Source organism: Methanolobus psychrotolerans, assembly GCF_002243045.1.
GTDB lineage: Archaea > Halobacteriota > Methanosarcinia > Methanosarcinales > Methanosarcinaceae > Methanolobus > Methanolobus psychrotolerans.
In genome coordinates this window covers 35,452-55,958 of record NZ_MBKP01000040.1, presented here as the reverse complement: position 1 = coordinate 55,958, position 20,507 = coordinate 35,452, and the positions used below count along the sequence as shown (strand labels likewise).

Here is a 20,507-nt window from a genome sequence, read left to right as displayed (position 1 = left end):
TCCTGACTTTACTATCCTCTGATAAAAATCATTTTATCGCCGCTTTCACCTACATAAAGTACAAGCTGATCGTTTTCTATTGATATTGATGTGACATTGCCCAGAAAAGCTATGTATTTATAATCCAGTGATTCAGAGCCACAATATACTAATGTCATCGGACCTGGGGACAATGTCATTTGGTCTTCTTCCAGAACGTAGCTTCCACTTCCACTGTTACAGTCTGCCCTGATAAGATACGTTCCGTCTGCTGAAAAGGTAATCGTATACTTTTCCGGCTCCGGAACAAATAACTGGCCAGAGGGTTCTGTTTCAACTGACTCAGACCATTGCCATTTTGCGTCAATGATATTATTAAGAAGGATTATGTGAGACTCACCTTCTTCTGTTCTCTCGTCCAATTCAGTACATCCGGATACTGAAAGGGCAGCTGTGAGCAAGCTGAGAATAAGAAGTAAATATAATAATTTTGTTATAACATTCACTGTTTTCGCCTCTTTAAACCAGATATGTATTCTTACTATTTATGCCCATTCTAAACCTCAAGCCAATTCAAAGTCACCTGATGTGTATTTGTATAAAGCTATTTAAAAGCACAATGGAATCAATCCAGACTGTATTAGCAACCGCCCAGCCCTTTGTCTCAAAGCTCTTTGCTGTTTTCAGGACTGGCAAATCCTCGATATTTGATACGATTATATGCTATACAAGAAACGATGAGGCCCCTGGTTTGAGATTTGTTTTATATTAGTAACCACATAATTAGTTAAACAAAAGCATATTGTGAGGGAAAAATAACAATGCCAGATGGAAAAACCCATGACCTGATAAATGCAACAGTACTGATAATTGTTTTATCGGGCCTGTATTATCTAGGCAAGGAAAGAACTATCGACCTGAGCTATCTGAACATGCCAATAATACTGGCATTTTCGACTGCCTACCTGTTTGCAACATTCTTCCTTAGCCCGGACCTTGATATTAACAGCAAACCCTACAAAAGATGGGGGATTCTCAGGATAATCTGGTGGCCATATAAAGTTGTTTTCAAGCACAGGGGTCTCTCACATCATCCGGTGGTAGGTCCTCTTTCAATAGTAATGAACCTTGCAATAATAGTTGCTTCACTTCTCCTGCTTGCTGGCTTTGAGTTGCATAAGATCCCCGGAACTTTTATCATAGCAGTCACAACCGGAATGATCATGTCAATGGAAGTTCACATTATATCGGATTGTCTCATCTCAAAACTTAAAAGTATTTTTTGACATGGCTTACAAAAGGATGGAAAAAGAATAAAACAGCAGGAAGTAAAGATGAAAGCAAGGGTTGGACCCTTACTTCTCTTTCCTGCGCTGCAGGAAGAATGCCAAACCGATTATTGCTGCCATTGGCAGTGCAATGGTCGGGAACTCCGGAATACTCTGATTTTCATCAGGAATGCTCTGGTCTTCACATGGTTCATCAAGCCATGTGAAAATATTGCGTGTAAGTTGCTCGTTGTCCTCCAACTTAATATAATAGTTGCCGCAGAAACTGGAGTCTCCTGTGATCACAACCTTACCCGGGCAGCTCACCACGGTCATAACAGCACTTCCATTACCGTCCCATGCAACTTCTTCAGAGGGATTCGAGCCTGAGATCTCACCTGCCGCACGGAAAATGAACCGGGATACACCATCATAGATGGGATGGGATGCCGTGTTTGTGATGTAAAGGTCCGATGGGCTAATGTACGATTCACCCAGCTGTGTGCCGAATAGGTCAGCCACAGGTTGGATATTTTTATTTGGAACATGTGTGTTATCCCCCGTTACCAGGAGACCGCCGCCGTTGACCACGAATTCTTCGATGGCAGCTACTTCGACTGGGCTGTATTGGGTGTCATTGGATGAAGCGATACAGATGACCAGAATATCATACTCTGACAGGTCGACATTATTTAAGCCGATATCTGTTGTCTGGACTGTGTACCCCATACCATTTAAAATAGTCACAAGATCAGTGTAGCGACCAGAAGGTTGGTAATCTTCGTATACTCCATGTGTCAGATCCCACAGGATCTTCTGATCAGAATCCTCCACCGGGGCAGAATGGGAATAAAATACTATATTACTTTTACTTTCCTCAATATACTCATTTCCGGTCATGAGGTCAATGCCAGCAGCAGATGTTGTTATTGTACCTGCCATTGCTATCATCAGGACTGCAATGACCACTAAAATTATTTTGCTTCTATTTGTTTTCACTTGTACCACCTATTTTCCATTATATACCTCTTAAGGACTATCTAACCCACAGAGATAGCTGTCAATAAGGCAGGAAATCCCAAAACAGTGCAATGCACAAATAAAAGGCAGCTCTGTCTCTACAGACAAAGATTAGTCTCTTCTCAAAAATGGATCTTGTCGTATATATACATTCTTAATTAATTATAATACTCCTCAAATATATTGTTATTGTGTGAGATGTTAATTATGGTGATCAAATACATGGTGATGAAATACAATTACAAAATGGTGATGTATTGTCTTTATCCATGATACTCCTCTTGAAGAGCTTCGTTTACATTGAATTTGAAGTAAAAGCTGCATCAGACCAGAGGGAAGCCCACATCGGTCAAGGTTTGTCCAGGTTATTTCTTATTTCCTTTTCAAGCGTTTCAGGGATTGGTGTATTCATGAAGAAATTTCTGATCCTCATGGACAGGTCCCACATCTCTTCCCAGCGCATATCCTTGATATCCTTTCTGGCAAGCTCAAGTGTTATCCAGCCTTTCAGTGAGCTGAACTTCAGGTATTTATCATAGGCTTTGGTGGTAATACATGTATATGGAGGAACTTTTAGTCCCTCATCATGAAGTACATGGAGGGAGAATGCTTTTGAGCCGATAAGTTCTCTGTGTTTTTCAGTTATATCCCCCATAGAAATAACAAGTTCCTTCATGCCATATCTATCTCCACGACATTCTGGAACCTGCTAGCAACAATATATCTCTTAACTTCCATTCTCATCAGGGCCGATGAAGGAGAATTAAGGAAATCTTTGAGATAGGGGTGTTTTTCCAGATAGAGTGAATTAAGTTCATCGGTTTTTTCAACTTCCAGAACAGTACCTTCTGCATTCACAGCCATAGCATCCTTAAAATCACTCTCCTTGTTAGACCTGTTATCTATCATCATTGAAGCTTTTCGGGAAGCAGTCAGATATGAATATTTTCTTGTGGCCATAGGGGTAACAAAAAAGATGTGTTTAAGGTCATCACTCGTCACGAAGGCTACAAGATTGGTATACGGTTCCCCATCATGGCATGTAGCGAGAACAGCAAGCCTTTGCTCTTTCATAAGGGCTTTCAGATTTTTTTCCAGGTTACTCTCAGACATTCAGGAATCACCACTTAAATCCACATTTTAAAATTGGTTCCTGTGTATTTATGTTTTATTGGATTTGTAGAAAATGTGTCAAATGACATTTATAAAAATAAGAAATGTAGACATCCTGTAAAAGAGATATCTACGAAACCAAAAAAGGATCATATCATGGAAATTGCTTTCTCAAATAATGCAATATTAGCAGATGAGTCTTCTTCAGTTGCTGCTTTTGCGGAGCTCATCTTCGTTATAGCAGCTAGCTTCACCTGAGCACCAAGACCGCCTTTTGCTTTTGCGGTTGCAAAATATGAAACTAATTTCTGGCCCATATTTACACACCACCTTCAATTGAATTTTGTTCAACTTCATCCGTAAGGAATTCTACTACTGCAAGAACGCTCCTCATACCTTCATTCAATTCGTATATCTCTGATTTTGACTTTATTTCCGGAAGGTCTACGTTCAATTCTCCATTTGAGATACTATTCGCAACTTTAGTGATGCTATTCAATTCCTTAATAATCGTTCTTGAGAAATACAGAATCACTGAAGTAGCAGCAAGTATTGAACCAACCAGTATATAGTAGACAAGGGAACTCAGGAAGTCCTGCTTCTCTTTGACTGTAGCGATATCAAAATCAACTCCAAGGACACCTGCAACATTACCATCTGAATCATATATTGGTGCATAGCCTGTCATAAACGTGCCCCATTCATCTGTATATGGCTCATCTGATGCATGGGGTCCAACCATACCTTTCTCAATGTCTTCAATTGGAGCATCTTCATAAAGATCGTCAGCGTAAACGTCTACGATTCCATCTTCAAGATAGTCGACATCTACAATGAATCTCGCATTTCCTTCATCATCCAGTCTCAGGACGTAAAGGTAAGTAATTATGTCAGTATTATCCCCTCTTAATTCGTCTAACTTTTTATAGACCTGTATAAATGCCTCATTTTCAGTATCTCCTTCACCGTGTATCTGGTTAAGAAGATCTCCATCGACCTGACTCGACATTATATTTGCAGAAAGGATCAATTCCTCCTTCATCTGATCGGTTATAGCTGTTTTTGCTTCCTGTACCGTAAAAGAGAATGTGCTCATTGACACAAGCAAAATTAAAACTAAAAAGCTTACAGTTAATTTTGTTTCCAAACTGTTGTACCATTTAACCATTTTCTACCTCTTTACTTAGAATGTATCGTTAATTGAATTGATAAACTTGTATTTTATTATAAGTATATAAATATCTGCTTGGATATCCTGTGTGATTTATCAGACTGGATAAATGGAATATCCGTGAGGTTCTCAGCATGGCAACATTTTTGGGAATTATAGGCGTTATATCTTCATTCATAGTTTTTTATATCGGACTGCATGTGCTGAATCTGGACCAGGATGTTTTGCAATCTTTCATATTCCTTAAACTTGCAGTTGCCGGGCATCTTACGATATTCCTTGCCCGCACCCGTGGTCCATTCTGGTCCATTCTGGTCCATAAGACCAAGTGGGATTCTTTTCTGGTCAACCATCGGTACGAAACTGCTGGCGACTCTTGTTGTGGTCTATGGTTTCTACATATCACCAATTGAATGGAAACTTGCAGTCTTCATCTTGCTGTATGCATTGGTGACTTTTGTTGTAACTGACCTCATAAAAGTGAGATTATATGACCTGCTGGATCATAGCGGCTTGATCTTCCATAGATAAAAAGTGGATAAAAAAATGATTCAATAACACACGATCATTGGATTATATTTCATTTCTTTTTCAACTATATGCTGAATCTCATATGTGCACAAAATATTAATAAGTTAAACTCATATTTTTTAAATGTAGGTGAATGATATCATGAAAGTCATAATTTTGTTAGTGATTGCAATCTTTTTTGTTTCTATGCTGCCTGTTGATGCGGATATAATGCCACCGGGTATGAAAGGTATCAAAAGATGTGTAAAAATAACAGATTTAAGTGATTTTCCAGAAGTGGCATTTGTAGGATACATAAGAGGTCCGGTCATCCAGTGTGAGAATCCATATATTATTACATCTGATGAATGCCTGACGCAATTCTATAAAGCCAATGATTTGACGATATATGCAATGGAAAAGGATTACCTTACTGCAAAAGGCCTTGAAAATATAGACTTTGATTCCGATAATAATATACGTGGCTATCAACTTGACTTAAATCCTGACTGGAGTTTAGTAGCTATAGTAAATCCGTTAAATGAAGAAGAAATCTTCTATTCAGTGGCAGGTTTCACAGATGATAAATTGGTACTCTATGAATCAAAAAAGATATCCAGATATGTAGCGGGTATACCAGACAAAGTGGAAATGTTCGGTAAACCTGAAGTATCCGGCCTGAAATTAATTTTTAACAATTCCTCTTCAATTGTAAACGAGAACATTTCAGATAAACTGGAATTTGAAGATGATACTGACGGAAATATTGAACAAGTGATAAATTCTTCTTTTTCCAGTAATCAAAGTATAGCCGGAGACAATATTCTTGAGAGGTTTATTCACTTTTTCCAGCGCCTATTCGGAACAAATCCTGATGATCACAGATGATATATGAATACAGATTTTTAGTGTCCCTGGTACTTACAATAGCTATAGAAACCATCGTTTTATTTCTAATTGCCAGATCTATTTTTAAGCTGGATAAATCTCATATCAAAGATAGAATACTGATATTTGCAGGATTCTTTTCTTCTTTCGCAACACTTCCATATCTCTGGTTCATATTCCCCCTCATAATAAGATCATACTATCTTCTTAATGTGTTTGGAGAACTTTCCGTTTTTCTGATAGAATCCATTATCTATTATTTTGTATTGAAAATAAGTATTAATAGGGCATTACTACTCTCTTTTATCTGCAATATTACTTCTTTTCTGTTGGGTTTGTTATTCAGTTATGTTTTTTGATGTCTTTCGCGTGAAAAATATTAAATAACATGTTGGGAACTTCTCTAAACTATGAAATGTCAGGATGAAGAGTTTCAAGAAGAAACCTTTGAGAACACCAATTTTACAGGTATATCCTTTAAAAATTCAAAATTCATTGATTGTAACTTTGAAAACTGCAACTTATCAAATGTAGATTTGAATAACACAAGATTTCAGGATGTAATATTCAGGAACTGCAAAATTCAGGGCCTGGATTTTTCAAAATGTAACAATTTTATACTTACAATCGGGTTTGAACATTCTTTCCTTTCCTATTCCATATTCTCAGACATTAATCTGGAAAATACTGTCTTTATTAATTGTCAGGTTTATGACTGTGATTTTATGAATACAAACCTTAAAAAAGCAAATTTTGAAGGCTCTGATCTAAAGAAAAGTCTCTTTCGAAATACAAACCTGAGCTTCACATCATTCAGGAATGCAAAAAACTATGACATTGATCCGAATAATAATTTCCTGAAAAAAACAAAATTCTCCATTCCTGAAGTAATCTCTCTGTTAAACACCTATGATATTGAACTGGAATGAGCAACTGCGAACCTAAATATTAGCAGTTTTTCGTGTTATGTTAACAATATTGATTTTTAGTAATTATTCAGCCTGATAAAAAACCATCATTCACCAACCTTAACACAAATTTGAGACGTAAATTATATAAGGATTGTTTATTTTGATTGTTGCTATTGATTGTTTTTTTGATTCTTAGGTTGTTATTGAGCAAACATCTCCGTTACGATGAGATCAGCATCTACCGGCAGATTTTTGTAGGCTGAATAGTTACAACTGTTTTTATATTGCATTAACAAGATCAAATCGAAAACTTATTATCCATATTCAGTATAACTTTAATTGTGGAGAGTCTGAAACTGGAAATAACCGAACCGCGAATGCTGGTGTTGACTGGTGAGAAATCTTTTGAGGATATGAAGGAACTTGCCTGGAACAAGAAAACTGCAGCATTTGGTGGACTCAAGAATCTATTATCCCGGCCAAAACCAGAGGATATCAACATAACCCATGCAGAAAAACAGTATAAGCCTTTCTGGCATGCTGTATGCTCAACTCATTTTGAATACAAGCGCAATACAGAGTTCATAATAAAGATCCGCGATCCTGCCGTGCAGAACGTAATTATCTGTAATGAGGAACGGGAAATAGATAAGGATCGAAATGTCAAACTTCATGGTATTGAACACTGTCTGGAATCAAGCACCAGGGAAGTTTTCATGGATGCATATACGGAAACAGAAGATGATTTCTCCAGGTACCTGAGCATGGAAACCCGTGCGATATCACAGACTGAAGAACTGGATGTTGAAGATAACATCGTAGTCCCGGTAAAAGTAAAAGCGGCATATCTTGTAAGGAAACTGCTGAACAGTATGATAAAGCCCATGGACGCTGACGAGGTGCTGGATGAGACTGTGCGAATAGAAAGCCTGGATCTATATTTCAGGCCTATATATGCTTTTGAATATACCTGGCTTCCAAAGAACAAACAGAATGTCCTGGAATTCGATGGTATTACAGGCGAATTCTATGCCGGCAAAGTACTCAGGGAAAAGATGGCAGAGATCTTCACCGAGGAAACATTGTTCGAGATTGGCGGGGAAGTAGCAGGAGCAATTATTCCGGGTGCAGGTATACCTGTGAAGATATTACAGGAATCACGAAAGAAAAAGGGCAATAAAGATTGATAACTATATTCCCTATTTAAAGGATGGATGTTTTTCCCGGTATTATGCTTTTTTCCAGTCAATCAGTACTCATTATTTTGGTCATAACTCACATTCTTTTTATATATTGATGCTTTCAGTAAACGATGACCTTGCTGATCAGTGATATACATGGTAACAAAAAAAAATGGTACCGGACCATCTGCTGAAGGCCCCGGACTATTTCCTGAGATTGTGGGAACAGACAAAAAACCTGCTATCCCTATACACAACACAGAAAAACAAATTGTACTTCTCATCGCGATACTTGCGGGATTCATTACCCCTTTCGATGGTTCGGCAGTAAATGTTGCACTGCCGACACTTGGAGCGGAATTCCATATGAATGCCATAGCTCTTTCCTGGGTTGCCACCGCATACCTTCTTTCTTCAGCAGTGTTCCTTGTACCGTTCGGAAAGATCGCCGACATCTATGGGAGAAAAAGGGTCTTTCTATATGGCATAATTATCTTTACGTTCTCATCCCTGGTAATGACAATGGTCCCTTCTACAGAAATGCTGATTGGGGTTCGGATACTCCAGGGTCTGGGAAGTGCCATGATCTTCGGGACCGGAGTAGCTATTGTTACTTCCGTTTTTCCACCTGGGGAGCGTGGACAGGCTCTCGGTATTTACATCACAGCAGTTTACATTGGGCTTTCCGCAGGTCCGTTCGTTGGCGGCATAATGACCCAGCATCTTGGCTGGAGGAGTATTTTCTTAGTAAATGTTCCCATAGGTATCGCAGCAATTATCCTGATTCTCTGGAAGCTTAAAGGGGAATGGGCTGAATGCAAAGGAGAACGCTTTGACCTGAAAGGTTCACTTATATACGGTGCATCGGTAGTGGCTGTAATGTATGGTTTTTCAACCCTTCCGGATCTTAAAGGCGCTTCTCTCATAGCAGTGGGAATTATCGGAGTCATAATATTTGCCCTGTATGAGATGCGAATTCCTTCCCCTGTGCTGGATATCAGGCTTCTGACTAAAAATAGGGTCTTTGCCCTGTCAAACCTGTCTGCACTCATTAATTACAGTGCAACTTTCGCAGTGACTTTTCTCCTGAGTCTTGACCTGCAATACACTAAAGGTTTCACCCCTCAACATGCTGGATTTATCCTTATAGTGCAGCCAGTTGTCCAGGCCATGATCTCCCCAGTCGCCGGCCGTTTATCTGACAGAATCGAGCCACGTATCATTGCATCAACAGGAATGACATTTACTGCAATAGGACTCCTGCTCCTGACTTTCATTACGGAAACAACACCCATGTGGTACATGATCATAGCTCTTCTGGTACTTGGTACAGGATTTGGGCTCTTTTCGTCCCCGAACACAAATGTTATCATGAGCTCAGTGGACAAAAAGTACTACGGCGTCGCTTCCGGGATGAACGGAACAATGAGACTTCTTGGCCAGATGCTTTCAATGGGCATTGCGATGATGATATTTTCAATTGTTGTAGGTCCTGTTGTAATAACGCCCAAATACCATCAGCAGTTTATGTCAAGTCTGCACTATGCATTTATCCTGTTTACGATCTTTTGTATTCTGGGAATATTTGCATCTCTTGCAAGAGGGAAAAACAATCATGCAGCTCATTTTGAGAAAAAGTAAGAGATACATTATTCATTGTTTTGCATTTCATTACATCTTATTTTTAAGTTTTATCTGATTTTTCAGAAAAATACAAATATATAGAAAACTCATAGGTATATGAGGATTTGAATGACTAAAAAAAAGGCAGATAACACAGCTTGTAATTCTTATGGTTTAGTATGTGATTGTAATCCGGATTCTGCATACAAGATAGAAGCAATACTTAGTGTGGATGAAAGGGGACAAATGGTGCTTCCAAAGGATGTGCGGGAAAAAGCTGGCATTAATAGTGGGAGCAAGCTTGCTTTGATAAGCTGGGAAAAGGACGGTAGCATCTGCTGTTTTGCCCTTATTAAGGCAGAGAACCTTAGCGGAATGGTAAAAGAAGTACTTGATCCATTGATGCACAAGGGTGATTAAGGGAAGGAGATAGTAGCACATGGATACAAATAGGACTAGAGATTCACAGTTTCTATGTGCATCGAAACCGGATACATTGCCATTCATAAATCTTATCAATAATAGTCCGCCATCTGAAATCACTACGATTACAGGTAAGCTTACGCTTAACGACAGGCTCAATCACTTCTTGGTCCGCTGGGGTGTAAACCGGATGGGACAGATTGTAAATCCCGGCCTTTACAAAATAGGAAAAACTGATGCTCATTCCATGATTTTTGTTTCGGCAAACTACACATTGAGTTTTGATGCGCTCCGATCTGCACTTGAAGACACAGATAGTTATATTCTTGTCCTTGATACAAAGGGAATTAATGTATGGTGTGCTGCAGGCAAGGGCACATTCGGAACAGATGAACTCGTGCGATGCATAGCATGGACAGGGCTTGCCGGAATTGTCAGTCACCGTACCCTCATACTGCCACAACTCAGTGCTCCGGGAATCTCGGCACATGAAGTGCAGCGCCTGTCTGGTTTCAGGGTAGAATATGGCCCTGTCCGTGCCAGTGACCTTACGAAATACCTTGAAACACACAAAGCAACACCCGAAATGCGCAAGGTTCAATTCTCATTCAGGGACAGGCTGGTACTCACACCAGTGGAACTGGTCCATGCAATAGTACCAACAATTGCTGCTGCTATCATTCTTTACTTCCTTGCAGGCCCTATTGCAGCCCTTGCTGCAATTACCACAGTACTTACAGGAACCGTTTTCTTTCCAATATTGCTTCCGTTTCTTCCCACGCATGATTTCAGTACAAAAGGACTCATACTGGGAGAGATTGTTGCCATTCCATTTGCAATTTCCTTTGCTGCTGATTCTGCAATGCCCCTCTGGACAACTGTGCTTACAGCACTGGTTCCACTTCTGCTAATTCCGGCAGTGACGGCATACTTAGCCCTTAATTTTACAGGTTGCACAACATTCACTTCAAGAACCGGTGTTAAAAAAGAAATTTTCCGATATATACCTGCCATGGCGCTTATGGCAGGATCCGGACTACTTATCACAGTCCTGCTGGGAATAATTAAGATCATGAAGGTGATCTGATGTTTGATTCTTATCGTGAAAACACTCTCCAGTATTATCCAGACAGGTGCATTAATTGCCTGCGATGTACGCAGGTCTGCCCCCGTGGAGTTTTTACTGAGGGAAAAGAACATGTTGAACTTACGCAGCCAGCCGCATGCATGGAATGCGGTGCATGTGCCCGGAACTGTCCTGTCCTGGCAATTGAAGTGCAGAGCGGTGTCGGCTGTGCATGGGCAATGATTGGCGCAACGATCAGGGGAAAGGACATGGACAGTGCTGATTGTTGTTGCGGAGGAGATACCGGTTCATGCTGCGGCGGGAGTGTTAAAAATAAAAGGGATCAATAAATAATTGAGTTTAAAGCCCCTTTTTTATTGCATTTTATAACTGCACATTTGGACTGATAAAACGTTTACTCTAAACTCACTGTTTTCTGTCACCAAAAATAGCAGAACCAACACGAACTATCGTTGCTCCTTCCTCTATTGCAACTTTGTAGTCACCGGACATTCCCATTGACAGTTCCCGAATCTCGATGTTATCCTGATTTTCCTGCTTTATCTCATCGAAAAGCAGCTTCATCTTCTTAAAATATGGACGCACTTGCTCAGCGGATAGAAAAGGAGGTATACACATGAGTCCTGTCACCCGGACATTTTTGAGTGAACGGATCTCTGTTATTGCCGGTCTAACATCGTTGAGTTTGAAACCGTATTTCTGCGGCTCATTACCTACGTTGACCTGAAGGAAGACTTCCTGTACTTTACCGGCAGCTCCAGCTTTCGTATCTATTTCCTGTATCAGTTTAAGCGAATCGACCGACTGGATAAGATCAAAAAATTGAACTGCCTTTTTAACCTTGTTCGTCTGCAAATGTCCTATCAGATGCTTTTCACATGGCAGGAGCTGATCATATTTCTCTTCGAACTCACGAACCCTGTTTTCTCCTATGATGGTGGCTCCTGCACAAATTGCCTCATTTATTCGTTCAGAGCACACTGTCTTAGTCACACAGACAAGCTTGGTGTTTTTGAGTTCATTACAGATAGACTTCAGATTTTGAGTGACTGACATTCGAATTCCCAACGATTATAGTATTATTAGTTAAATTAAATGCAGTTCATATAAAAATTCGTTTGGGTCCATTTTCTTAACATATAAGACTGAAATACAATACCGACCGGGGAAGGATTTTAATCTGGAAACGTTCAAATAAATTAAAGATCCAATGCAGCCAAAAAAAGGAAAAGAGGTCCCAGCAGACAGTCAAAATGAAGTGAAAATGTGTCCCCTATACGACGGAAAAGTAAGTACACGGATTATCTGGGTGATTATACTGTTCATTGTTTCGTGGTCAATTCTTCTTTACTATCACCCTCCTGAAGAACTTGTTGATAAACTGGGAGTAAATAATGTTTATATTTTTGTCTTTATGCTTGCTATGATTGGTGGTGTTTCCACATTTACCTCAACAACGTTCTATACAGCATTGATCACAATAGCACTGGGGGGAGTAAATACGATATTGATTGCAGTATTTGCAAGCGTTGGTCTTACTTCTGGAGATCTCCTTTTTTACTATATGGGTACTAAAAGTAAGAACTGTATCAAAAGCAGGTATGCAGATTATGTTCTTGCCCTGACAAAAAGAATTGAAAATATTGATGACAGAATGATTATGCTACTAATTTTCCTGTATTCTTTGACCCCCCTTCCAAGTGATATAATTGCAATAGCACTTGCAATAGCTGAATTTTCATTCAAAAAAATGATTGTTCCGTTGCTTGTAGGTAATTTTATACTTATAATTATACTTGTAGAACTTTCAAAATTAGGATACAGTCTGGTCTGAAAAACAGTATCTTTTTTCCCGATTAGCTAAGCGTATTATAGAAATAATATCGAATTATATATTTCAATATAGACCGGTATTTTTGATTTGCTGGTATGGATAGGGAGTTCCATGACAGCTGAGCATTTGTGTAATTAATGGTACCGGATTGAAGGGGGTTACAAATGAAATACTTACTTCTTTGTCTGTTCGTAATATCCTTTGTAGGAATATCAGGCTGTATTGGCGATATGAACGAAAATACCGATGTTACAAATGGGATCGATGATGATGAAATGGAGAACAATGGAACTGGAACAGAAATCCAGGTTGAAGGAATGGAAATCGAAATTGTCAGCGGCGATCTGACCTATCCTGTTTATATTGCTGCACCTTCAACAGGGGACAGGAAACCGGCAATTGTGCTTATACATTCATTCAACGGACTGGAACCAGGCTATATGGATCTTACTGACCAGCTTGCTTCAGAAGGCTATGTAGTAATATCTCCCAGGTGGCAGACCTTTGAGACATCTCCCGACGATGCAACTGTAGCACAATTGATCAGGGATTCCGTCGACTATATGGCAAACAGATCCGATGTTAACATTGCAAGCCTTGGTCTGACCGGTTTTTGTGCAGGCGGGCGTTACACTATGCTTTTCCTTCCAGAAATAGATGATTTTGTATCGGGGGTTGCATGGTACGGTTTCCCTTATTCGGGTGGGGAGGAACATCGACCGGACAGACCCGTTGATGTACTTGAAGAACTTGATGTTCCAATGCTGATAATTCATGGGACAAGCGACCAGGCAAGCAATATATCAAATATTTACAGTTACGCTGCTGAACTGGATGCCGCTGGCAAGTACTTTGAACTAAAAGTCTACCAGGGACAGCCTCATGGGTTCGTGCTTGAGGAAAGCCAGTTATCAAGGAGCTTTGAAGCAGAAGATGCTTACTGGCAAATGGTCACATTCTTTGATCGCACGCTAAAATAAAGGAATTGATGGTAGAGATGCAAACTGAAAACAACCAGATGAATAGAAACAAATGCTTTTTATTCATTGGATTCCATTTTTGTTATATGTTCAATTATCTTTGACGGGGATATTTGGAGAGCTTAATTATAAGTCTCTAACGATGTGCTTTTAAATAAGGAATTACCCTGTGAACTTTTTTCTGGTACTCCCTGTATTCGTCACCAAACTGTGCCACAAGCCTGCTTTCCCAGTGCAGAGACCCCATGAACAAGTATATGGTCGTCAGGATGTATATAATAAGTAGGTTGACGGTCATAAAAGGAGTGAGCCACATGATGACCAACCCGGAGAGAAGGAAAGGATCTCTTATCCATCGATAAACACCCCGGATATCCAGGGGAGTTGCTTCAGGAGCATTTGGCCCAGATAGCTGTGAACGTATCATAAATCTGTGAGGTGCATCCCTCAGAGCCCTTGGACCAATGATGGCAGCAATAATCTGTCCGCCGACCATAAACCAGCGCCAGGGAGATGGTATTATGTAGAGGAACGGTCCCGGATTCTTATAGAGCAGATAAATAAGCGGCAATAGCGTTACAACTGCGATGAGACTGTATACCGGCATATACAATTTGTCTGCTCTGGAACCTAAAAACTGCACGATTTGGCGTTTAAAGCGCAGGCTTGCAATAAGGCTGTGAATAGCTGCAAATCCCACCAGACAAAAAATAAGGATCACTATGGATGAAATCAATTTTTATATCCTCCCTTTAGAAATAATGATGGATTTCACTTCCCTTTATAGAAGTCGATGATCCATCCAATTCCAAGGATTATTAAAACTATGGGAAACCATGGAATATCAATTGTTAATATGTGCAGGTCATTTATTAACCACAAAATGCCAGTAACTAATATTATTACCGGAAACGTTGGAAAAACCCGTTTCTTGGGATTTATTTCATGTTCCATAATACTCCTCCAAATTAGATATGGTTTCAATTACGTATTAAAGCTTCTTATACTACGCAATTTTACAATACAACTCCCATAATATTATAAAAAACAGGGAAATTTTATTTATATATAAATTGATTTTTTTTAATTTATATTATTTTTAATTAAAATTACTAAAAATTATTAATCAAAAATAAAATATGATTTTTTAGAACTAGATAGCAAAACATATATTATTGTAGTAGACACGTCAAATACCTTAATTAGTTTGTATTTACGTATTCATTCGAATACAACAATATAAACTCTTCAGTTATATTTGGCTGTCACGGTTGGGATATTGAGTTAAATAGAATGAAGCCGAAATTATTATAATATTTTTAGAATAAGGGCTGGTGTTATAATTAGCAAAGAAAAAGGAAAACTCACGTATGTGTTATTAGCAGTTTTTGTATTAATTCTAGCTAGTGTATCTTGGGTCTATGCAAGTTTTTCATTACTTGGGCCTAAAGATCTTGGAGTTGACTACACTCATGAAGACTATTTAAGTGCCCTGGAAAAAACCGGTATGCAAATAGAATATGAAGGCATGACCGGTGCAGAACTGGAAGAGTATAAAAAAGATGCAGAGAAGAAGTCAATCAATGATTATGATTTCGAGTTTTCAGATTACCAAAGAAAAGAATTTACTTTAACTGCAGAAGAGTCAACGGCTTTACTGAATGAAATTGCACCTGGATTCTGGTGGTTTGATAATCTGCAAGTAAAAGTGTTACCAGATGGAACTATGGAAGGATCGAGTACTGCTGATATAAAGAGACTTAAAACCGATCTGTATTCAGATGTTGCAGACGATGTTCCTCTTCCGCTGCCAGATAGCCTGAATATCTATAGTAAAGGAAGGATCAGTGTTACAAACAATCAATTAAGCGGGGATCCGGAAAAATTCTCTCTTGGAGCCGTTTCGCTTCCGGATAAATATCTAGAGGATGAAAGCGTAAGTGTAATGGAAGATTACTTCCCCCGGATATATACAGTTGTTCCGGGGCTTGAAATAACCAGCTTGACCTCTAATTCAGATGGTGAATTTGTTTTTGACGGTGTTATTCCACAAAAAGTATCCGTGACTAAAAAATAACAATCGGGGTATTGCAATTGAAGTATTTAATGATCAACGGGAAAAGAGAAGAAATACCTCCTTTCCCACATCATAAAGCATACGTCTACCAGTGTAAGCAATTCTTTTTTGCTAAGAGTATGACCACTCATTTTACCATGAGCAATTTCGTTACTTTGAAAGAGCTATACAGAGGGTTCAAAAACAAAAGCTCCATTCCAAGGGACCTTATGATAGATCCGACCAGTGATTGTAATCTCAAGTGTAAAGGCTGCTGGTCTCAGGATTATAAGAGTGGCCATAACATTTCATATGAAAAGTTTGACAACATATTAGATCAAGCCGAAGAATTAGGGATAATGGAATGTTTAATGACCGGTGGTGAACCTTTACTCCGGAAAGATGATATCCTCAAATTATGCAAAAAGCATAACAAAATGACATTCGGTGCATTTACTAATGCCACTTTGATCGATGAAGAGTTTGCCAATGAAATGGCTGAAGTCGGGAATTTGAATGTCTTCATAAGTATTGAAGGCACAAAAGAAGAAACGGATTTCAGAAGAGGTGCCGGTGTTTATGATAAAGCGATCAAGGCCATGGATATTTTAAAGTTAAGAGGCATTGCGTTTGCTTTTTCAGCCTGCTATCATTCAAAGAATTACAAGACCGTAGCAAGTGATGAGTTTCTTGATCACATGCGAGCAAAAGGTGCCTGGTTTGGCTGGTTATTCCAGTATATTCCTGTCGGAAGCGATGCTGATCTTTCATTGGTATGTACCGCCCAGCAAAGGGCATATGTACAGGAAAAAATCAGGGATTACTGTATAAAACACGACTATGTGGTCATAGATTTCTGGAACAACGGTCATCTATCGTTTGGTTGTATTGGCGCAGGTGTTGGTTTTGCTCATATCAATGCTAAGGGTGACGTTGAGCCATGTGCATTCTGTCACTATTCAGATTCGAACATATATGAAGTATCGCTTGCTGAAGCTCTCAGGTCCAAATTCTTTACTGCTTTTAGAGATGCTCAGCCATTCTCACAAAACCCATTGAGACCATGCCCTTTAATAGATAACCCACAAGCAATCATTGATGTGGTCAATGCCGGAGATGCAAGATCGACTCATCTAGCCAACCCGGAATCCGCTGAAAATCTTGCTCAGAAAAGTTATGAGCGAGCTAAAGAATGGGAAGTAATATCAGACGAACTATTTAAGAAAATGCCAGAGTATAACCAGAAGAATTTTCCTATGTTTTTAAAATATTTTTCTTTTAAGAAAGGAATAACCGATGGCAGAAGAAAAAAGATTTAGTGCCCAGGTTTTTCATAAAAAAGATTCTGCTGAATGGATAGTGTTTATTCATGGTTTTGGAGGTAGTGCCAGAACATGGAAAAAACAGATCGAGTTCTTTTCAAAATACTATAACCTGCTTGTGCTTGAAATGCACAAGAACAAAGTAGATGAATATCTTGACCTGGATAAAATATGTAAGCTTATAACTAACACAGTGAATCATTATCAAATTAAGAAGGCTCATTTCCTGGGCTTTTCCTTTAGTTCTTTAATATGCTTACGATTTGCGGTATTATATCCCGAAAAAGTAAACTCATTAATTATGGGTGGAGGAATCATCAAATTCAATTTTAAAACAAGGTTCTTGCTGTTCTTAGCAATAACTTTCAAAAAAATGATCAATTATATGGTCCTTTACAGATTTTTCGCTTACATTATACTACCTAAAAAGAATCATAAAAGATCAAGGGATATTTTTGTAAATGAAGCACAAAAACTTGGTTACAATGAGTTTTGTAAATGGTTGGATATTATTCCACAAACAACACAAAGTTTAACCTGGCTGGATAAACTAAATGATGATATTAAGGTCCTGTATGTTTCAGGAAATGAAGACTATCTTTTTTTGAAAGACACTTTAAAATACAGTAAGAAAATAAGCAATTCCCAGATCGAGGTAATTGATAATTGCGGTCATGTATGCTCAATTGAACAATCGGATAAGTTTAATAATGTTGTTTTTAAGTATTTAAACTCAAATTAATGAAGTCCCCTATAGATCATAACGTTGGAGGGCGGAGGCCATCAATGTACAGTTATACTGCAATATTCAAAAAACAATAAATGTTGTTGTTGATGCCGATGACATCGGCACCCATTTATAGTATTAACTCCAGTTCTGAATACTTGAAATAAATTAGATACTCCTTAAGTGCATCAACAAAATATTTAAATGTCATATGCTGTTTCTTTACTTAGATTGTTTTTAAATGACGTGATAATAACAGAGAGTGAGCATGTTCCCAGGACTTCCTATACATGAGCCAGTACTGATCTTCGCGCTTTCGATGCTTGTGTTTCTCATAGCACCTCTTCTTTTGAAGTTATTCAGGCTGCCAGGGATGATAGGAATAATAATTGTTGGTGCCTTTATCGGACCAAACGCATTGCATATACTGGATCGTAATGAAACGATCATACTTCTTGGAGAAATAGGCCTTGTTTACCTGATGTTCATAGCCGGGCTGGAGATCAACATAAATAAGTTCATCGAGAAGATAGACAGAAGTCTGGTATTTGGTATATTCTCATTTATAATACCACAATTAGCAGGTACTGCCGCCGGATATTACATATTAGGCCTCTCTTTCCCTGCAGCACTTCTTTTTGCTTCTATATTTGCGTCACACACTTTGCTTGCTTATCCTGTTATCAAGAGATTGGGGATCGTTAACAACGAAGCTATTACAGTGGCAGTTGGTGGTACAATAATGACTGACACAATGGCCCTCATGGTCCTTGCAGTTGTTGTACCTTCCCTGGATGACAGCCTTGACATGTTCTTCTGGATAAGACTAGGACTCGGACTTACTTTGTTCTTTGTGGGTTCATGGCTAATTGTACCACGAATCGCCAGATGGTTCTTCAGTAAACTTACTGATGAGAGTTATTTTGAATTTCTTTTCGTGATGGCTGTGGCTTTTGTAATTGCATATTTTGCAGAAGTGGCAGGTGTTGAACCTATCATTGGAGCATTTCTTGCCGGACTCTTACTCAATCGCCTGATCCCAAGCAGCAGTCCTCTCATGAACAGGATAGAGTTCGTGGGGAATGCACTATTCATACCATTCTTCCTTCTTTCAGTAGGTATGCTGGTGAACATCCGCGCATTCGTTGAAGGCGGACACCAGCTCACACTTGCAATCTGGATGATAGGACTTGTGCTCATCACAAAGCTGGGAGCTGCATGGATCACAGGTCGTATGTACAGGTATGGCAACGATCAGATAATGAGCATGTTCGGACTATCGGTGGGCCAGGCTGCAGCAGCGCTAGCAATTGTGCTGATCGGCTTTAAAGCCGGTCTTTTTAATGAGAGTATGATAAATGCTGTAGTAATGATGATGCTTGTTGTCGCAATAATTAGTCCTCAGATCGTTGAAAGATATGGCAGCAGAGTTTCACTTACAGACAAGGCCACATACAATCCTGCAGAGATAATCCCTCGTATTCTCGTTTCTTTTTCAGCACAATCAACTTATAAACAGCTTTTGATGGATCTGGCCCTTATGATCCGGGACAGAAAGTCCGATGAGCCTTTGAATGTGCTTTCCGTCGTGAAGCGTGATGCCGGCAATTCCGAAAAAATGGTGGCAGAGGCCGAGAAGATGCTCCAGGAGACTCTAAACTATGCAGCATGTGCCGAGGTTCCTGTAAATACTCATGTGCGTCTTAATTATAACATAGCTTCCGGTATCATGGGGACGGTCATTGAGAACAGGATCTCAACCGTTGTGATCGGATGGGATGGAGTTCATTCTCCAAAGGAGAATGTGATCGGGTCGATCATTGACCAGTTGCTTCGCGGAACTGAGAAACTTGTGCTAGTTTCAATGATAAGGCATCCTCTGTGCAACACACAGGAGATTACCCTTATAATACCCCATGGCATTGATCATAATACAGGATTGTATTCTGTAGTAGATACAATTAGAAGGATTTCAGAAGGTACATCAGCACCTGTAAAAGCCCTTGTTGTAGGTGATGACCCGGCAATTTATAAAGAAATATTTAACAAATTAAGCCCTGACCTTCCTATCAGTTTTGAAGGCCTGGGCGGATGGAGGCTCCTTTTGGACATGTTGCATGCAAGAGGCGAATCTCCACATGAACTAATTATCAGTCTCAGTACCCGAAGAGACACTCCGGGTTGGCATCCCATGCTACAAGTGCTACCAAGGCGTATTACATCATATTTCAAGGGTAACCTCATTATAGCCTACCCGCCGATCGGGGAAAGACCGGACGATCTAAAGTTCTTTGGTATCGAATAATCCATTCCATTATGTAAAAGTTGGGTTTTATAGAAAACCATTAATGAACTATGAACTGTAGGTGTCTATCATTCAGGGAGATGGGTTCATCTGCAGTTCATGTTTGCAC

Annotated in this window: 24 protein-coding genes; 15 read left to right on the top strand and 9 right to left on the bottom strand. The window is 39.3% G+C overall.

Annotated elements, in window-relative coordinates:
• Positions 1 to 11: 11 nt before the first annotated feature.
• Positions 12 to 401, bottom strand: a complete 390-nt coding sequence (locus BB781_RS12190) for an META domain-containing protein (RefSeq protein WP_164997876.1) — start codon at positions 399 to 401, stop codon at positions 12 to 14.
• 399 nt (positions 402 to 800) lie between these two features.
• On the opposite strand from BB781_RS12190, the gene BB781_RS12185 reads away from it, so the two are divergent.
• The gene (locus BB781_RS12185) at positions 801 to 1,265 is read left to right on the top strand and encodes a metal-binding protein (protein ID WP_094228754.1); all 465 of its coding nucleotides are present in this window, start codon (positions 801 to 803) and stop codon (positions 1,263 to 1,265) included.
• Positions 1,266 to 1,334: 69 nt separating this feature from the next.
• Here the strand turns inward: BB781_RS12185 and BB781_RS16200 are convergent, their stop codons facing one another.
• The 5 genes from BB781_RS16200 to BB781_RS12165 form a co-directional block, all read right to left on the bottom strand.
• The gene (locus tag BB781_RS16200) at positions 1,335 to 2,246 is read right to left on the bottom strand and encodes a DUF4350 domain-containing protein (RefSeq protein WP_242492655.1); all 912 of its coding nucleotides are present in this window, start codon (positions 2,244 to 2,246) and stop codon (positions 1,335 to 1,337) included.
• A 370-nt stretch (positions 2,247 to 2,616) separates the two neighbouring features.
• The gene (locus tag BB781_RS12175; protein WP_094228753.1) at positions 2,617 to 2,943 is read right to left on the bottom strand and encodes a PEP/pyruvate-binding domain-containing protein; all 327 of its coding nucleotides are present in this window, start codon (positions 2,941 to 2,943) and stop codon (positions 2,617 to 2,619) included.
• Positions 2,940 to 3,380: a pyridoxamine 5'-phosphate oxidase family protein gene (locus BB781_RS12170; RefSeq protein ID WP_094228752.1), complete on the bottom strand. Its 441-nt coding sequence runs from the start codon at positions 3,378 to 3,380 to the stop codon at positions 2,940 to 2,942. The genes BB781_RS12175 and BB781_RS12170 overlap by 4 nt, the downstream gene beginning before the upstream one ends.
• 149 nt (positions 3,381 to 3,529) lie before the next feature.
• The gene (locus BB781_RS15800; protein ID WP_164997875.1) at positions 3,530 to 3,697 is read right to left on the bottom strand and encodes a hypothetical protein; all 168 of its coding nucleotides are present in this window, start codon (positions 3,695 to 3,697) and stop codon (positions 3,530 to 3,532) included.
• A 2-nt stretch (positions 3,698 to 3,699) separates the two neighbouring features.
• Entirely contained in the window at positions 3,700 to 4,548 is an 849-nt protein-coding gene (locus tag BB781_RS12165; RefSeq protein WP_094228751.1) for a HAMP domain-containing protein, read from the bottom strand.
• 137 nt (positions 4,549 to 4,685) lie between these two features.
• On the opposite strand from BB781_RS12165, the gene BB781_RS15400 reads away from it, so the two are divergent.
• The 8 genes from BB781_RS15400 to hgcB all read left to right on the top strand — a co-directional run bounded on the left by BB781_RS15400 (position 4,686) and on the right by hgcB (position 11,503).
• Positions 4,686 to 4,964, top strand: coding sequence for a hypothetical protein (locus BB781_RS15400; RefSeq protein ID WP_129582711.1), 279 nt, complete (start codon positions 4,686 to 4,688; stop codon positions 4,962 to 4,964).
• A gap of 340 nt (positions 4,965 to 5,304) precedes the next feature.
• Positions 5,305 to 5,949: a hypothetical protein gene (locus tag BB781_RS12155; RefSeq protein WP_129582710.1), complete on the top strand. Its 645-nt coding sequence runs from the start codon at positions 5,305 to 5,307 to the stop codon at positions 5,947 to 5,949.
• 410 nt (positions 5,950 to 6,359) lie between these two features.
• Entirely contained in the window at positions 6,360 to 6,878 is a 519-nt protein-coding gene (locus tag BB781_RS12145; RefSeq protein WP_094228747.1) for a pentapeptide repeat-containing protein, read from the top strand.
• A gap of 323 nt (positions 6,879 to 7,201) precedes the next feature.
• Complete coding sequence (locus BB781_RS12140; protein ID WP_129582709.1) at positions 7,202 to 8,047, top strand: hypothetical protein; 846 nt, start codon at positions 7,202 to 7,204, stop codon at positions 8,045 to 8,047.
• Positions 8,048 to 8,197: 150 nt separating this feature from the next.
• Positions 8,198 to 9,682 carry an MFS transporter gene (locus tag BB781_RS12135; RefSeq protein WP_094228745.1) on the top strand — a complete coding sequence of 495 codons (1,485 nt, stop codon included), beginning with the start codon at positions 8,198 to 8,200 and terminating at the stop codon, positions 9,680 to 9,682.
• A gap of 111 nt (positions 9,683 to 9,793) precedes the next feature.
• Positions 9,794 to 10,084, top strand: coding sequence for an HgcAB-associated protein HgcC (gene hgcC / locus BB781_RS12130; protein ID WP_094228744.1), 291 nt, complete (start codon positions 9,794 to 9,796; stop codon positions 10,082 to 10,084).
• Between the two features lie 19 nt (positions 10,085 to 10,103).
• On the top strand, positions 10,104 to 11,174 hold the full coding sequence (hgcA, locus tag BB781_RS12125) for a mercury methylation corrinoid protein HgcA (protein WP_094228743.1): 1,071 nt from the start codon (positions 10,104 to 10,106) through the stop codon (positions 11,172 to 11,174).
• Positions 11,174 to 11,503, top strand: coding sequence for a mercury methylation ferredoxin HgcB (gene hgcB, locus BB781_RS12120; protein WP_094228742.1), 330 nt, complete (start codon positions 11,174 to 11,176; stop codon positions 11,501 to 11,503). The genes hgcA and hgcB overlap by 1 nt, the downstream gene beginning before the upstream one ends.
• A gap of 76 nt (positions 11,504 to 11,579) precedes the next feature.
• Here hgcB and BB781_RS12115 read toward each other — a convergent pair whose 3' ends face one another.
• Positions 11,580 to 12,230, bottom strand: coding sequence for a YggS family pyridoxal phosphate-dependent enzyme (locus BB781_RS12115; protein WP_094228741.1), 651 nt, complete (start codon positions 12,228 to 12,230; stop codon positions 11,580 to 11,582).
• A gap of 154 nt (positions 12,231 to 12,384) precedes the next feature.
• Between BB781_RS12115 and BB781_RS12110 the strand changes: the two genes are divergently transcribed.
• Positions 12,385 to 13,008, top strand: coding sequence for a VTT domain-containing protein (locus BB781_RS12110; protein WP_242492654.1), 624 nt, complete (start codon positions 12,385 to 12,387; stop codon positions 13,006 to 13,008).
• A gap of 164 nt (positions 13,009 to 13,172) precedes the next feature.
• Entirely contained in the window at positions 13,173 to 13,988 is an 816-nt protein-coding gene (locus BB781_RS12105) for a dienelactone hydrolase family protein (RefSeq protein ID WP_094228740.1), read from the top strand.
• Between the two features lie 136 nt (positions 13,989 to 14,124).
• Here the strand turns inward: BB781_RS12105 and BB781_RS12100 are convergent, their stop codons facing one another.
• Complete coding sequence (locus BB781_RS12100) at positions 14,125 to 14,724, bottom strand: methyltransferase family protein (RefSeq protein ID WP_094228739.1); 600 nt, start codon at positions 14,722 to 14,724, stop codon at positions 14,125 to 14,127.
• A 35-nt stretch (positions 14,725 to 14,759) separates the two neighbouring features.
• Complete coding sequence (locus BB781_RS12095; RefSeq protein WP_094228738.1) at positions 14,760 to 14,942, bottom strand: hypothetical protein; 183 nt, start codon at positions 14,940 to 14,942, stop codon at positions 14,760 to 14,762.
• 418 nt (positions 14,943 to 15,360) lie between these two features.
• Here BB781_RS12095 and BB781_RS12090 point away from each other — a divergent pair, with 418 nt between their 5' ends.
• The 4 genes from BB781_RS12090 (at position 15,361) to BB781_RS12075 (ending at position 20,398) form a co-directional block, all read left to right on the top strand.
• Positions 15,361 to 16,065: a hypothetical protein gene (locus tag BB781_RS12090; RefSeq protein ID WP_242492653.1), complete on the top strand. Its 705-nt coding sequence runs from the start codon at positions 15,361 to 15,363 to the stop codon at positions 16,063 to 16,065.
• A gap of 17 nt (positions 16,066 to 16,082) precedes the next feature.
• Complete coding sequence (locus tag BB781_RS12085) at positions 16,083 to 17,363, top strand: radical SAM protein (protein ID WP_242492652.1); 1,281 nt, start codon at positions 16,083 to 16,085, stop codon at positions 17,361 to 17,363.
• Positions 17,341 to 18,108, top strand: coding sequence for an alpha/beta fold hydrolase (locus BB781_RS12080; RefSeq protein ID WP_094228735.1), 768 nt, complete (start codon positions 17,341 to 17,343; stop codon positions 18,106 to 18,108). The genes BB781_RS12085 and BB781_RS12080 overlap by 23 nt, the downstream gene beginning before the upstream one ends.
• 253 nt (positions 18,109 to 18,361) lie before the next feature.
• Complete coding sequence (locus tag BB781_RS12075) at positions 18,362 to 20,398, top strand: cation:proton antiporter (RefSeq protein ID WP_094228734.1); 2,037 nt, start codon at positions 18,362 to 18,364, stop codon at positions 20,396 to 20,398.
• The last annotated feature ends 109 nt before the right edge of the window (positions 20,399 to 20,507 follow it).

Excerpts from the sequence above, each read along its gene's own strand:
- BB781_RS12185 (WP_094228754.1), top strand. The coding sequence starts at position 801 with ATGCCAGATGGAAAAACCCATGACCTGATAAATGCAACAGTACTGATA.
- BB781_RS12175 (WP_094228753.1), bottom strand. The coding sequence starts at position 2,943 with ATGAAGGAACTTGTTATTTCTATGGGGGATATAACTGAAAAACACAGA.
- BB781_RS12170 (WP_094228752.1), bottom strand. The coding sequence starts at position 3,380 with ATGTCTGAGAGTAACCTGGAAAAAAATCTGAAAGCCCTTATGAAAGAG.
- BB781_RS15800 (WP_164997875.1), bottom strand. The coding sequence starts at position 3,697 with ATGGGCCAGAAATTAGTTTCATATTTTGCAACCGCAAAAGCAAAAGGC.
- BB781_RS12165 (WP_094228751.1), bottom strand. The coding sequence starts at position 4,548 with ATGGTTAAATGGTACAACAGTTTGGAAACAAAATTAACTGTAAGCTTT.
- BB781_RS15400 (WP_129582711.1), top strand. The coding sequence starts at position 4,686 with ATGGCAACATTTTTGGGAATTATAGGCGTTATATCTTCATTCATAGTT.
- BB781_RS12155 (WP_129582710.1), top strand. The coding sequence starts at position 5,305 with ATGAAAGGTATCAAAAGATGTGTAAAAATAACAGATTTAAGTGATTTT.
- BB781_RS12145 (WP_094228747.1), top strand. The coding sequence starts at position 6,360 with ATGAAATGTCAGGATGAAGAGTTTCAAGAAGAAACCTTTGAGAACACC.
- BB781_RS12135 (WP_094228745.1), top strand. The coding sequence starts at position 8,198 with ATGGTAACAAAAAAAAATGGTACCGGACCATCTGCTGAAGGCCCCGGA.
- hgcC (WP_094228744.1), top strand. The coding sequence starts at position 9,794 with ATGACTAAAAAAAAGGCAGATAACACAGCTTGTAATTCTTATGGTTTA.
- hgcA (WP_094228743.1), top strand. The coding sequence starts at position 10,104 with ATGGATACAAATAGGACTAGAGATTCACAGTTTCTATGTGCATCGAAA.
- hgcB (WP_094228742.1), top strand. The coding sequence starts at position 11,174 with ATGTTTGATTCTTATCGTGAAAACACTCTCCAGTATTATCCAGACAGG.
- BB781_RS12115 (WP_094228741.1), bottom strand. The coding sequence starts at position 12,230 with ATGTCAGTCACTCAAAATCTGAAGTCTATCTGTAATGAACTCAAAAAC.
- BB781_RS12110 (WP_242492654.1), top strand. The coding sequence starts at position 12,385 with ATGCAGCCAAAAAAAGGAAAAGAGGTCCCAGCAGACAGTCAAAATGAA.
- BB781_RS12105 (WP_094228740.1), top strand. The coding sequence starts at position 13,173 with ATGAAATACTTACTTCTTTGTCTGTTCGTAATATCCTTTGTAGGAATA.
- BB781_RS12095 (WP_094228738.1), bottom strand. The coding sequence starts at position 14,942 with ATGGAACATGAAATAAATCCCAAGAAACGGGTTTTTCCAACGTTTCCG.
- BB781_RS12080 (WP_094228735.1), top strand. The coding sequence starts at position 17,341 with ATGGCAGAAGAAAAAAGATTTAGTGCCCAGGTTTTTCATAAAAAAGAT.
- BB781_RS12075 (WP_094228734.1), top strand. The coding sequence starts at position 18,362 with ATGTTCCCAGGACTTCCTATACATGAGCCAGTACTGATCTTCGCGCTT.